9 protein-coding genes are annotated in these 13,406 nt (G+C 59.6%); 4 read left to right on the forward strand and 5 right to left on the reverse strand.

Annotation, left to right across the window (positions count from 1 at the left end):
• Positions 1 to 29: 29 nt before the first annotated feature.
• Positions 30 to 848, forward strand: a complete 819-nt coding sequence (locus tag H1B37_RS23600) for an ABC transporter ATP-binding protein (protein WP_182869442.1) — start codon at positions 30 to 32, stop codon at positions 846 to 848.
• A gap of 432 nt (positions 849 to 1,280) precedes the next feature.
• Here H1B37_RS23600 and H1B37_RS23605 read toward each other — a convergent pair whose 3' ends face one another.
• Both H1B37_RS23605 and H1B37_RS23610 read right to left on the reverse strand, forming a co-directional pair.
• Complete coding sequence (locus H1B37_RS23605; protein WP_182869444.1) at positions 1,281 to 1,967, reverse strand: 3-keto-disaccharide hydrolase; 687 nt, start codon at positions 1,965 to 1,967, stop codon at positions 1,281 to 1,283.
• 67 nt (positions 1,968 to 2,034) lie between these two features.
• A complete protein-coding gene (locus H1B37_RS23610) occupies positions 2,035 to 4,185 on the reverse strand; it encodes a Tex family protein (protein ID WP_286178089.1) in 2,151 nt (716 codons plus the stop codon).
• A gap of 326 nt (positions 4,186 to 4,511) precedes the next feature.
• Here H1B37_RS23610 and H1B37_RS23615 point away from each other — a divergent pair, with 326 nt between their 5' ends.
• Positions 4,512 to 5,273: an exodeoxyribonuclease III gene (locus H1B37_RS23615; protein WP_182869447.1), complete on the forward strand. Its 762-nt coding sequence runs from the start codon at positions 4,512 to 4,514 to the stop codon at positions 5,271 to 5,273.
• A gap of 284 nt (positions 5,274 to 5,557) precedes the next feature.
• Positions 5,558 to 6,805 (forward strand): CehA/McbA family metallohydrolase domain-containing protein, encoded by a 1,248-nt coding sequence (locus H1B37_RS23620; protein ID WP_286178090.1) that lies wholly within the window; start codon positions 5,558 to 5,560, stop codon positions 6,803 to 6,805.
• A gap of 3 nt (positions 6,806 to 6,808) precedes the next feature.
• Here H1B37_RS23620 and H1B37_RS23625 read toward each other — a convergent pair whose 3' ends face one another.
• The 3 genes from H1B37_RS23625 to H1B37_RS23635 form a co-directional block, all read right to left on the reverse strand.
• Entirely contained in the window at positions 6,809 to 9,274 is a 2,466-nt protein-coding gene (locus tag H1B37_RS23625) for a YidC/Oxa1 family insertase periplasmic-domain containing protein (RefSeq protein WP_182869449.1), read from the reverse strand.
• Between the two features lie 195 nt (positions 9,275 to 9,469).
• Complete coding sequence (locus tag H1B37_RS23630) at positions 9,470 to 10,696, reverse strand: protein-L-isoaspartate(D-aspartate) O-methyltransferase (protein WP_182869452.1); 1,227 nt, start codon at positions 10,694 to 10,696, stop codon at positions 9,470 to 9,472.
• A gap of 204 nt (positions 10,697 to 10,900) precedes the next feature.
• Positions 10,901 to 11,671 carry a class I SAM-dependent methyltransferase gene (locus H1B37_RS23635; protein ID WP_182869454.1) on the reverse strand — a complete coding sequence of 257 codons (771 nt, stop codon included), beginning with the start codon at positions 11,669 to 11,671 and terminating at the stop codon, positions 10,901 to 10,903.
• A gap of 141 nt (positions 11,672 to 11,812) precedes the next feature.
• Between H1B37_RS23635 and H1B37_RS23640 the strand changes: the two genes are divergently transcribed.
• The gene (locus tag H1B37_RS23640; RefSeq protein ID WP_182869457.1) at positions 11,813 to 13,189 is read left to right on the forward strand and encodes a DUF1501 domain-containing protein; all 1,377 of its coding nucleotides are present in this window, start codon (positions 11,813 to 11,815) and stop codon (positions 13,187 to 13,189) included.
• The last annotated feature ends 217 nt before the right edge of the window (positions 13,190 to 13,406 follow it).

Here is a 13,406-nt window from a genome sequence, read left to right on the forward strand (position 1 = left end):
GACTCACCACTGTAGGGGATGCCCCGGCCTTGGATACTCCACTGATCGAAATCGACGACGTGTCTGTCTTTCGAGAACAAACGCAAATTCTGCGAGAGGTTTCGGTGCGGATCCCCCGCAAACGTCACACCGCAGTTCTGGGGCCGAACGGGTCGGGCAAGAGTTCGTTGCTGAAATTGTTGACGCGTGACTTCTACCCTTCGGTGGAAAAACGCGGTCACCAGGGCACGGTCAAAATCTTAGGGGAATCCGAGTGGGAGGTCAGCAAGCTGCGTCGCCAGATGGGGATCGTGACACCGGCATTGGACTACGAATTCAGCTTCGGTCGAACCGGTCGCATGGCCGTGTCCGAGGCGGTCGCCAGTGGATTCACGGCCACACGTTTGAAAGAATTCGGCCCCAGCGTGGATCAGGCCATGGCCGATGCCATCGATCATGCCATCGAAACGGTGCAAATGTCCGATATGAGGCAACGGACGCTCGACACACTGTCCACCGGTGAACGGCGGCGTGTGATGATCGCACGTGCCATCGTGCACCAGCCCAAGATCTTTGTGCTCGACGAGCCGACCAACGGATTGGACATGACCGCCCGGGCCATGTTTTTAAAGATCCTGGAATCGATCACGCGGCAGGACGCCATGACGATGGTCTTGGTCACTCATCACCTGGACGAGATCCCGCCGGCGATGAATCACGTCGTCCTGCTGGACAGTGGTCGGATCGCGTTCGACGGGCCGAAGTCAGAGGGATTGACAGCGACAAGAATCTCGTCGTTGTTTCGTGCCCGCGCCGAGGTGGAGAGGCGAGCCGACGGCTGGTACCGCGCGGAGGTGGCAAGGGGGTAGCCGCGCAGGTGTCCAGGCTTTAGCTGTCCAGCCGCGTTTCAAGGCTCGGAACGTGAAATGTATTTCTGATTCATAGCGATGTGCTCCCTCTCCCAAATGGCTCCCCTCTCCCCAAAACAGATCGCGCAAATAATAGTGATGAAAGAGTGATATTGACCGCGATCTGTTTTGGGGAGAGGGGCTGGGGGTGAGGGGAGCCAGAATCATCAATACCGTCATGCGAAGAGACGAGCCTACCAACCTTTGTCTGGCAACATTGCCTTGCTCGCACGAGTATTGGTCAGCGTAAAATTTCACGTCCCCCGCCTTGAAACGCATTGCCGATGTGGCTCCCGCCACACCGAGTCGCACAACGGGAGGCGGAGCCTCCAGAAATCCCCGTTCCCAGGTGGAGCCCGGGAACGAGGCGAACGCGGCGAACCGCTGGCGGCACTACAGCGACTTGATCTTCAAATTGCGCCAGCGGACCTCATAGGTTTCTTTCTTCTTGCCGATGCCGTGGACTTGCAACCCGATCATGCCTTTGGGGTGCGTCTTGTAGATCTCTTCGTCGGTCAAATCGGCAATCATCTCGCCGTTGATCCAGACCTTGATGTTCGGACCTTTGGCGACGACGCGGTATTGATTCCACTGGCCGTTTTTGAAGTGGTCGTGTTGGTTGACCGACTTATCTTTCGACTGGGGTTCGGGCGACAACCATCCGCGTCCGGTCGCTTCGCCGTAAATGTAACCGGCTTGTCCCGGTCCCGATTCGATTTCGACTTGGGGACCATACAGACGTCCGCCGTGGGAGTTTTCGGCATCGACGTTTTTCAGCAGCGATCGGATTTGGACCCCGGAGTTCAGTCCGTCGTCGACTTTGACTTCGAACATCAATTCGAAATCACCGAACTGTTGGTCGCTGGTCAAGAACGTGTTGGGGCTGCCGGCGGCCGTTTTTCCGGCGATCACGCCGCCGTCTTCGACCTTGTAGGTCGCGAATCCGCTTTTGACGGACCAGCCGTCCAGCGTTTGACCATCGAACAGGGGTGTCCAGCCGTCAGCGGCACCGGAAACACTGATCGAAAGGACCGAGAAAGAAAGAACAGTCAGCAACGTTGCGAAAGATCTGCGGAGCATGGAGGGGTCTCAAAAAAGGTGGGTAAATGGGGAGCGACAGATTATAGATCAATTGGTCGCGGCGGGGTCAAAACTTTCGGGTCAATGAGATGCGTTTTCGTGCGACGTCGACCTCCAACACCTTGACCTTGACGACGTCGCCGACCGAGACGATGGCGTTGGGATCGGAAACAAATTGATCGGAAAGCTGGGAGATGTGAATCAAGCCGTCCTGGTGCACGCCCAAGTCGACGAACGCGCCGAAATGGGTCACATTGGTGACCACGCCTTCGAGCACCATGTTGGGTTTCACGTCACCGATTTCGTTGATGGCGTCATCGAACTTCACCGCCCGAAACTCGCTGCGTGGATCCCGCCCCGGTTTGGCAAGCTCCGCCAGGATGTCCTGGACCGTGACGACGCCGAAGGTTTGATCGGCAAAGTCCTCGGGGCGGACTTTCTGGCAGAGTTGTGGATTCCCGATGATCGCCGACACATCGGATTTCAGGTGCTTGGCGATCCGCCGGACCAACGGATAGCTTTCCGGGTGCACGGCGGATTGGTCCAACGGTTGGTCACCGCCGCGGATCCGTAAGAACCCCGCCGCCTGCTGGAATGCTTTTTTCCCCAATTTGGGAACCGCGGTCAGCTCACTTCGGTTGGCGAATCGCCCGTGGTTGTCGCGGTAATCCACGATCCGCTCGGCCAATTTGGGGCCGATCCCGGCGACATGCGACAACAGCGAGACGCTGGCCATGTTCAAATCGACGCCGACTTGATTGACACAGGATTCGACCGTGCGGTCCAGGCACTTGCGGAGCTGGGTTTGATTGACGTCATGCTGGTACTGGCCGACGCCGATGGATTTCGGATCGGTTTTCACAAGCTCCGCCAGCGGGTCCTGCAACCGTCGGGCGATGCTGATCGCGCCGCGGACGGTGATGTCCAAATCCGGAAATTCTTTGATGGCCACGTCGCTGGCGGAATAAATCGATGCGCCCGATTCGCTGACGGTCGCCTTGGTGATGTTCAACTTGTGATCGCGGATCAAGGCGGAAACGAAGGCGTCGGTTTCGCGCGACGCCGTCCCGTTGCCGATCGCGATCAGTTCGACATTGTGCTTTCGGATCAACGCCAGCAAGGTGTCCGCGGCCGCCTTGGTGTCGCTTTTGGGCGGGGTGGGATAAACCGTCGCGTGCTGCAGAAACTTCCCCGTGCCGTCGACCACCGCGACCTTGCATCCGGTTCGGAATCCGGGGTCGATTCCGATCGTGACCCGCGGTCCGGCCGGCGGTGCCATCAACAATTCGTGCAGGTTTTTGCCGAACACTTCGATCGCCTCCGCGTCGGCGCGTTCTTTCAGTTCCGCCAACACGGACGATTCGGTCGCCGGCATCAACAGCCGTTGGTAGCAGTCTTCGACACAACCTTCCAGTTCGCCAGCGAATTCAAAGTCTCGGTTGTGCAACAGTTTGCGTTTCAGATCCCGCAACTCACGATCCCCTTCGATCTCCACTCCCAGACGCAGCACGCCTTCGGCCGACCCCCGCAACATCGCCAACAACCGGTGTCCGGGAATCCGCTTGACCGATTCTTGCCGCTCAAAGTACTGGTCGAACTTCTCCGCACCTTCGACGTTCTTCTTGCCGCGTTTGACGACCGAGATGACCTTGCCGAACTTGGTGGCTTGGTCGGCCAGCCAGGTGCGTGTCTGGGGATCTTCCGACCACTGTTCGGCGACGATGTCCAATGCTCCGGCGAGTGCGGATTGGCCGTCGGGGACTTCTTTATCGGCGTCAATGAACGCGGCCAGGACGTCCTGTTTGGATCGCCCGAGTTTGCGTTGGCTGGTGATCAAATCCGCCAGCGGTTGCAGTCCGCGCTGGCGGGCGATCGTGGCCCGGGTGCGACGTTTTGGTTTGTAGGGCAAGTAGATCGCTTCGAGGGTTCGCAGGTCCGCACACTGTTGGATCTCCTTGCGCAGTGCATCGGTCAGCTGGCCTTGTTCGCCGATGGTTTTCAACACCGTTTCTTTGCGTGCGGCCAAGGCGGCGGCGCGTTCCAAGGCGTCTTCGATCGCCCGCAACTGGGTTTCATCAAGTGTTCCGGTCGCTTCTTTTCGGTAACGTGCGATGAAGGGGATGGTGTTCCCCTCTTCCAACAATTCGACCGCCTTGCGGACCTTTCCCAGCGGCAGCCCCAGATCCTCGGCGATTTGTTTCAACGTCGGTTCGTCCATCGCGGTTCGACCTCGTCCGTGTTCGTGTTTGGCGGTTTTCGAAGCGTTTTTGACCGGCGGAAAGTTATAGCGAATCTTCTGTCGATGGAAGAGTAGCGGGGCAGCAGTGGGATCGCAGCACTCGTCTTCCGTCTCAGCTTCGTTTTCGGCCGGGCTGGACAGTCGCCGTCCTCTCCGAGGTCGGCGTGGAGCGAAGCTTCGCTTTCGGTGCGCCGAGTTCGGAGAACACGGCGACTATCCGAACGCATCGACAAGTGCAAAAATCAAGCTGTGGCGAAATACTCGTTTTTTACCTCATCAATTGCCAAACCCGAACAAATACAATCATGAAGCTGGTCTCTTGGAACGTGAATGGAATCCGTGCGGCGATGGACAAAGGGTTTCGCCAGTTCGTCCTAGACCAGCAGCCCGACATCCTGTGTTTGCAGGAAACCAAAGCCGAGCCGCAACAGGTGGATTTGGCGTGGGCCGACGATCTGGGCTACCACCAGACCTGGAATTGCGCCACCAAGAAGGGCTACAGCGGCACCACGATCTGGAGCAAGGTTGCGCCCAAGAAGACCACCCTTGGGATCGGCAGCGAGGAGCATGACCAAGAGGGCCGGGTGGTGACGGCGACGTATCAGGATTTTCACGTCGTCAATGTCTACACCCCCAATTCCCAACGCGGACTGGTGCGGCTGGAATACCGTCAACGCTGGGACGCCGACTTTTTGGCTTACATCAAAAAGCTCAATCGACGCAAACCGGTCATCTTTTGCGGCGATGTGAATTGCGCCCACCAAGAGATCGATCTGGCCAACCCCAAATCCAACCGCAAGAACGCCGGATTCACCGACGAAGAACGCTCCGGGCTGGACAACATCGCCAAGGCCGGGTTCATCGATTCGTTTCGCCAGTTCGATCAGGGGCCGGGCAACTACACCTGGTGGACGTACCGGATGAACGCCCGCGAGAAGAATATTGGTTGGCGTTTGGATTATTTTTGGGTGTCGAAACGGTTTTGGAATCGTGTGGCCGGTGCCAAAATCTATCACGATGTGTATGGATCGGATCACTGCCCGGTCGAATTGAGGCTGGTGGAGTGACGCAGGCGCGCTCACCCGATCGTCGCAGGGGTGATCCCGGTTAGACTGAACGTCGCTTGCCGCGCGAAACGCCGGAATCTGCTGGGGAAACGTAGCTACCTTCGCCAGAAGGTGGGGCTGCTGTGCTTTCGACGCGGTAAGCTGACCACGCTCTGGCGAGCGTAGCTACGGCGCGTTGGGCTTTCCACGCTCTGGCGAGCGTAGCTACGGCGCGTTGGGCTTTCCACGCTCTGGCGAGCGTAGCTACGACGAACGAATCCTTTAGCTTCGAGACGATCCAAACCATGAGTCGACTGTTTTGTTTTATCATCGCCACCCTTGGCGTGTTTCCCATGATCGCCACCGCGGCGGAACCCGCGATGGACGACCAGGTCCGTTGGTGGAAAGGCAACCTGCACACCCACTCGCTGTGGAGCGACGGCGACGAGTTTCCGGAAATGATCGCGGACTGGTATCGCCAGCGGGGGTACCAGTTTCTCGCCCTGACCGACCACAACGTGCTCAGCGAAGGCATGCGTTGGATGAGTGTCACCAAGATCGTTGCCCGCAGCGATGACGGTGTCGTCGACCGCTATCGCGATCGGTTCGGCGAACACTGGGTCGAATCGCGAAAAAATCCAGACAGCGGCGATCAAGAGATTCGCTTGAAACCGTTGGATGAGTTCCGACACCTGCTGGAAGAACGCGGGCGATTCATCATGATCCCCGCCGAAGAGATCAGTGATCGGTCGGAAGGAAAACCGGTGCACATCAACGCCACCAATTTGGCCGAAGTGATCGCGCCGGCCGGTGGTGCGACGGTCCGCGAAGCGATGCAGAACAACCTGCGGATCATTCTGGAACACGAAAAGGCACACGGCCGTGAAGTGCTGCCGCACATCAATCACCCCAATTTCGGCTGGGCGATGACCGCCGAAGACTTGGCCGCGGTGGCGTCAGAACGGTTCTTTGAAGTCTACAACGGCCACCCGGGCGTCAATCATCTTGGTGACAAAGATCACCCCGGCATCGAACAGATGTGGGACCAGATCAACGCGATCCGCTGTGGCGCCGCCGGCATCGCGCCGATCATGGGGCTGGCCACCGATGACTCGCACGAATATCACGGCAAACCGGGGTCACGTCCGGGCCGCGGTTGGGTGATGGTTCGCAGCCGTTTCTTGACGCCCGAACACCTGATCCAAGCGATGAAACGTGGCGACTTTTATGCGTCCAGTGGCGTGTCGCTGGCCGATGTCAGCTTTGATGAATCGACACGAACCTTGTCGGTTGAGATTCAAGCGGAAATCGGGGCACGCTATCGCACCGATTTCATTGCCACGCTGAAGGACGATTCCGCCGAAGACGGCGCCGCGGACCTGCACAAGATCGGCGTCGTGGTTGATTCCCAAGAGGGGGCGAGTGCGAAGTACCAGATGACCGGCAACGAATTGTATGTGCGTGCGGTGGTCACCAGCGACCGGCCGCACGTCGATCCGTCGTTCCCCGATCAACTGCAACAGGCGTGGACTCAGCCGGTCGGCTGGAAGTAGTGATCAGCGTTTCTTCTTTTTCGGCGGACGCTTCCGTTTACTCGGCGGCGTCGTCGGGGGCTCGGGCGTTTTCTGGTTGACCTGCTCGAGAAGTTTCTCGGTTAGGGTTTTCTTTCCATCGCCGTTTTTCTTGGTGGCGACGGCATCGATCACATCGCCGTCGCCGTCCAGGTCGAAATGCTTGCCCTTGGGCAACGTTTTCTTGACCAGCAGACGCTCGCCGATGCCCCACAAGCTGCTGGCGATGAAGTAGATGCACAGACCGGCGGGGACGCGGAAGAAGAACAGCCCCATGAACAAGGTCATGATCGTCATGACCTTTTGCGTCATCGCGGTCTGTTCGTCCGTTGCCGGCGGCATGAACAGTTTTTGCTGGGTGATGAACAACACGACGACGAAGATCGGCAGGATGTTCAAGTAAGGCCCCAACCATCCGGTGCCACGACCGGCGATGAAGTCCGGCATCCAGTCGCCCCAGTACATGAATTGGTCCGGGGCGGCCAAGTTGGACGCCCAGCCGTTGGGCGACCAGAGCGGTTTTTGCCGCAGGTCGATGTCGACCGACAGGGCACGGTACAGCCCCATGAAAATCGGCAGCTGCAAGAACATCGGCAAGCAACCGGCCAACGGATTGAAACCGACGCGTTTTTGAAGTGCTTGCTGGGCCTTCAAGCGGCCTTCCATGTCGTCCTTGTACTTCTCGGCGATCTTCTTCATCTCCGGCGCCAGCTCTTGCATCCGCTGGGCGTTGACGGCCGCGTTTCGGCTGAGCGGGAACATGCAACCGCGGACGATCACGGTCAGCAGGACGATCGCGACGGCATAGTTGCCGACGATGCTTTGCAGGATGTGCAGCAGCCCCGAAAGCAGGCTGGAAAAGAACGAGAACCAGCCGTAATAGACGAAGTCACCGATCCCGTGTTGATTCAACAATTCAGGTTCTTTCGGGCCGGCAAACATTTGAATCGATTGGCCGAACCCCTTGCCCGGCGGCACCTCGATCGTCTTGCCGTTCAGGAAAAACGAAACGTTGACCGCCCTTTCCTTGTGTTTTTCGATGTCGGACGCGTCGGCGACGATCGTGGCACTGGCGCGGTCATAGGAGCCCACCGTGGCCTGTTCGGACGGCGGCATGAACGCGACGGCAAAGTATTGGGCATCGACGCCGATGTATTTCAAATCGCGAGCCGCTTCGCTGCTGTCGGATGCGAAGATGGCATAGTTGGGGTCTTCGGGGGTCTTGCGTGCTTCTTTCAGCAGCGTCATCCCGCTGATCAATTCATGCCCATCGGCCGTCGTGCGATAGACCGCGTCACGGGCGGCCGCACCACTAAAGTTGGGGCTGATCTTGTTGCTGTACCACCAGCCTTCGGGCGTGATCCCGTTGGGGCCTTCCAATCGCAGCGCCAGGTTTTGAGCCGCTTCGCCCAGATTGATCACTTCGACGTCCATGTCGACGACGTAGCTGCCCGGCCGGATCGTGAAGGAGCGCGTCATCCGCACCGGTTCTCCGCCGACCTCTTCCAAAGCCTTGGAACCGATCGTGGTTTCAAACCGGATCGTCTCGCTGCCGTCATCGCCGGTCTGTTGGCTGGCGGTCCACATCAGCGACTCGGGGGCGGCCATCGATTGCAACGATCGCTGGCCGATCGGGATCGCCTTGCGGCCGACTTGGGCCAGCGTGACCAGACAGGACAGCCGCGACAGGTTGCCTTTGATTTCATCGTCACCGCCGTAGGTCGCCAGCCGGATCAGATCCAACGGGTGCTCGGAGAGTTCGGCTTCGAACAACAACGTCTTGGACGAATCACCGCCGCGGACGACTTCCACGGTGACCGTGTTGCCGGGTTTGGTGGTGACAAGCGATTCTTGAATGTCGCTGACCGACGCGATCGGGGTTTCGCCGATCGCCACGATCACATCACCGACCCGGATCCCTTTTTCGCCGCTGTTTGCCACGGCCAGGGCGGCGGGCGTCCCGGGGCCGACGACATTGACGGTGACGCCGTCGATCTTGGCGTTGGGTTGACCGGCAAAGTAGCCCAGATAGCCGCTGCGAGTATCGACGCGGCGATAGGCAAACCGCCCCTCTTCGTTGCGGGTGGTGATTTCGATCCGCTCAATGCCCGCACCGCGATTGCGGAACGTGATCAGCAGGTTGTGCTTTTCGGCCGGATCCATCGATCCGATCGTGAACCACTCGGTTTCCCCTTGGGTTGATGCGATTCCCGCGGTTTCCCCGTCTTCGGTTTCAGCGTCCTGGTCGCCTGCCCCCAGAACCTCCTCGCTGGTCGGGGCGTTCGTTTCAGCCTCGGCGATGTCCTCCTGGTCCTGCTGGGCAACCTCGGCGGCTTGATCGGCCGGCGGCGCTTGTTCGGGCTGCGGGGGTGCGACGACAGCACGCAGGGAGAGGTAAAAGAACAGGAATGCCGCCGATGCGACGACAAACGTGTAAGTGCGGCGATCCACGATCGATCCGGTTTGGTTGGATGTTGGGGAAAGTCCACCGGCGGTGATTCGACGTGGTTTGGCACGCCTGGAAGTCGAACGGGAACGCCTGGGAGTGGTCTGCGGTGGGGGTAAAGGGCTGAAAAATGGGCGTTCCGGGCGCGTATTCTGGCCCCCAGGGAGGATCTTGGGAAGGCGAAGAGGGGAAGAAGCCGCTCAGCGACCGATTTTTTCCAATCGGACGTCGTCGAAGTCCGCCTGGCCGGTCGCCCCGAACAGGCCGACCCGCAGAATCGCCTCGCGCGTCTTGATCGGCACCCGGATCAGCCGACTGTGCTGGCGCCAGTCTCGACTGCCGCGAAATGGGCCCAAATAATACGTCCCCAGGTCGCTCCGCAGTTCGTCATACAGCGAGATCGCGATCATCGGCATCGCATCACTGCCCGGCCCCTTTTGAATGTCTTCGGTCCGAACGGTTCCACTCAAGCGAATCTGGGACACCTCGCGGCCGTCGATCGCGATCCCTTGCAGCAGGTGCGAATTGCGGCCGGGGGTTTCGTTGCGAAACCGGGCGTAGCGTTTGCCCTGGGGCGCTCGGTCGTCGGCCGACGATTCCACTTGGGTGACTTGGCGACCGTAATACCAACCGGGGACAAATTCCAGCAAGGAGGCTTCATCGCCCGAGGGGGCCGCTTCGAAGTCTCCGTTGACGGCCTCCGGATTGGCCGGATCCGGCAGGGTGGTGCGATTCTCTTCCGCTTCGCCGGTCATCGGCACAAACAGCGTCGGACGCAACGCTTCACGCTTCAATTTGCCATCGGTTTTGATCAGCCGATACAGGGTCTGTTGATAACGTTCCCCGACCGGGATGATCATCACCCCGCCTTCGCGCAGTTGTTCCACCAAAGGCGTGGGCACCGATTCGGGGCTGCAGGTGACGATGATCTTGTCAAAGGGTGCCGCATCGGGCCAACCCAGAAACCCGTCGCCGATCTTGGTGGACACGTTTCCATAATCGAGTCGGGCCAGCGTTTCGGCGGCGCGCTCACCGAGCTCCCGCACGATCTCGATCGTGTAGACATGCTCCACCAGCGGACTCAACACGGCCGCCTGGTATCCGCTGCCGGTTCCGATCTCCAGCACCTTGTCGGTCGATTGTGGCTGCAAGGCTTCGGTCATCGAGGCGACGATGAACGGGCTGCTGATCGTTTGCGAGTGACCGATCGGCAGCGCCATGTCGTAATACGCCCGCGGCCACTGGCTCTTGGGCACAAACTCATGACGGGGCGTGCGACGGATCGAATCCAACACCCGCGTGTCGGTCACACCGGCGGTCGCCACACGCTGGTCGACCAGCCGATCACGAGCGGCCTGGAAACGATCGGCCGAGATGGCCGTGACGGTCCAGGCGAGTAGCATCACGATGGCGAGCGGTCGTCTCATGGCAGCATAGGGTTTTGAAGGGTTGGAGTGGACAGGCTTCTGGTATTCCGCCTTGCCTTAAAAATTCGGGTCGGCGTCGTAGCGAAAGCCGCCAAGGCTTTCGGTCCCCGATGCGGCGCCACCGCGCCAGTGCGAAACTCTTGGCGAGTTCCGCTACCAGAAAAATAATTTGCGGCGGAATCCTCAAAGCCCATCCGACCGGCGTCACATTCGTTTGACCGCGCGGGTGGCGATGAAGGTCGCGATGTGGTCGGACAACACATCGTCGCCTCCCCAGACGTCTTCCATTATATCGGTCAGCATCAATCCGGCGTCGAGTTGGCCGCCGATCAAATCGGCGAGCGAGTGTCCGAAATCGATGGGGCGTTCCGGTCCGATGGTTTGTTCGCGTTCCTCGGGCGGAAGATCCAGATCGCTGTAGGGGATTTTGAACCGCACCTTCAGCTTTCCGCGATCCCGTTTGACGGCATCGAACAGAAAATTCACCGGCTGCATCATCCCGCTGATCAACGCCCCGTCCGGCCGCAGCACCCGCGCCGCTTCCCGCCAAACCGGACGGACGTCGCGGACGAAGTTGACCGAACAGGGATTGATGACAATGTCAAACTGTTCGCTGGCGATCGAGTTCAAATCGGCCATGTCGGCTTGGACCGTCTGGATCGTCAGCTGGTGTTCTTGAGCCAGCTTCTCATCGATCGCCAACTGACCGGCGCTGAAATCGACCACGGTCACGCGGCCGCCGGCGGCGGCCAGCAGGGGGCCTTGGTGCCCGCCCCCCGCTGCCAATGCCAGGATTGCTTTGTCGCGGACGTCTCCGATCCACGCCGCGGGGACCGGCTTGGTCGCGGTCAGGCGGATCGAAAATTTGCCGCGGCGAGCCGCTTGGATCTCGGATGCGGCCGCCGGCGTGAACCACTTTCGTCGGCTGGTCGCGATGTTGTCCCAGGCTCGACGATTGAATTGAGTCGCGTCCAAGAAAATCCCTCGCTGTGAATTGAAATCGGAATTCGGTTCTGCGTTTGATCGTTGAATCTAATAGAATGGATCGCCCCTCGGCGGCGGAACCCAACGCTGCGGCACTCCCCTCCCCCTTTCTATCGCGTCCTCGCAATCGTCATGTTGAACCTGACCGCTCGCGGAACGTCCCACACGTGTAACGGCACGACCCGAAGAGATTTTTTGCAAATCGGAACCTTGGGAGCGTTGGGGCTGGGGTTGCCCCAGTACCTGGCCGCCGCCGAGGGTGGCGTCGTGGATCCCCACAAGGACAATCGATCTTGCATCATGATCTTTAATCTGGGGGCGCCAAGTCAGTTGGACACGTTCGACATGAAGCCGGAGGCGCCCGCGGAAGTCCGTGGTCCCTTCCAAGCGATCTCGACCAAGGGCGATTTCCAACTCTCCGAAATCCTGCCGCGACACGCCGAGATTGCCGACAAGTTTTCGATCATCCGTTCCTGCTATCACACCGCCGCGGCCGTGCACGATGCCGGTTGGCAGATGCTGCAAACCGGACGCCAATTCACCGGCGGTGTGAATTATCCGCACGCCGGAGCGGTGTTGCAGTACATGCGAGGACGCCGCAGTGATTTGCCGGCCCACGTGGTGCTGCCGGAAACGATGGGCCGTGGCGGAGGCAACTTGCCCAACGGTCAAGCCGGCGGCTTTTTGGGCAAGACCTACGATCCCTTTGCGTTGATGGCCGACCCGAGCAAACCGAATTTCAAAGTCCCCGACCTGTTGCCGCCGCCGACCTTGGGCGATGTGCGGATCGATCGTCGACGAAGGATGCGGGCCGCGATCGAAGGCCGTATGAAGGAACTCGAAGCGACCGAGTCGGCCAAGATGCTGGACAAGAATTTTGAAGCCGCCTACCGGCTGATGAATAGCACGCAGGCGCGCGAAGCCTTCGATTTGACGAAAGAGCCGACGAAGGTGCGGGAGCGTTACGGCATGAACCGGTTCGGCCAGTGTTGCCTGTTGTCGCGACGCTTGATCGAAGCCGGCGTGCGTTTCGTCACCATCAACACGTTCCTGACCGTGTTCAACGAAGTCACCTGGGACATCCACGGCAGCAAGCCGTTTACGACCATCGAGGGCATGAAGAACATTGTCGCGCCGATGTACGACCAAGGTTACTCGGCGTTGCTGACCGACTTGGCCGACCGAGGAATGCTCGATGACACGCTGGTGTGTGGCTTGGCCGAATTCGGACGAACGCCCAAGGTCAATCCCGCCGGCGGCAGGGACCACTGGCCGCAATGTTTTTCGACCACGTTCGCCGGCGGCGGCGTGCAAGGCGGACGCGCGATCGGGGCGAGCGACCCGATCGGCGCCGTGCCCGCCGACCGACCGACGCAACCCGGCGAGTTGATCGCCACGGTCTTCCATTCACTTGGACTGGACCTGGAAGCCGAGATCCCCGGCCCCGGCGGCCGCCCGTTCCCGCTGGTCGATTTCGGAATGCGCGAGGTCAAAGAGTTGTTCGTGTGAACGTCCCGCCGCTTAGGAATGCCGTGCGCAGCGAGCGGCATGCGGATCAACTTTTAAAAAAATACTTCTTAGCGGGGAAGTGTTAAAGCCCTTTCCAATCAACGACTCAAAATCCGTGCGGCCTCCTCCTGCGAGGATTTCGTCACGGCTTGGATGAAGCCGCCGTTTAACTTGGTGCATATTCTCGCATTCCTTTTCCTACCTCCCCAACGCGTCT

The organism is Stieleria mannarensis, from assembly GCF_014154935.1.
Lineage (GTDB): Bacteria > Planctomycetota > Planctomycetia > Pirellulales > Pirellulaceae > Stieleria > Stieleria mannarensis.

Coding starts and splice junctions, on each gene's coding strand:
- H1B37_RS23610 (WP_286178089.1), bottom strand. CDS start 4,185: ATGGACGAACCGACGTTGAAACAAATCGCCGAGGATCTGGGGCTGCCG.
- H1B37_RS23640 (WP_182869457.1), top strand. CDS start 11,813: ATGTTGAACCTGACCGCTCGCGGAACGTCCCACACGTGTAACGGCACG.
- H1B37_RS23630 (WP_182869452.1), bottom strand. CDS start 10,696: ATGAGACGACCGCTCGCCATCGTGATGCTACTCGCCTGGACCGTCACG.
- H1B37_RS23615 (WP_182869447.1), top strand. CDS start 4,512: ATGAAGCTGGTCTCTTGGAACGTGAATGGAATCCGTGCGGCGATGGAC.
- H1B37_RS23605 (WP_182869444.1), bottom strand. CDS start 1,967: ATGCTCCGCAGATCTTTCGCAACGTTGCTGACTGTTCTTTCTTTCTCG.
- H1B37_RS23620 (WP_286178090.1), top strand. CDS start 5,558: ATGAGTCGACTGTTTTGTTTTATCATCGCCACCCTTGGCGTGTTTCCC.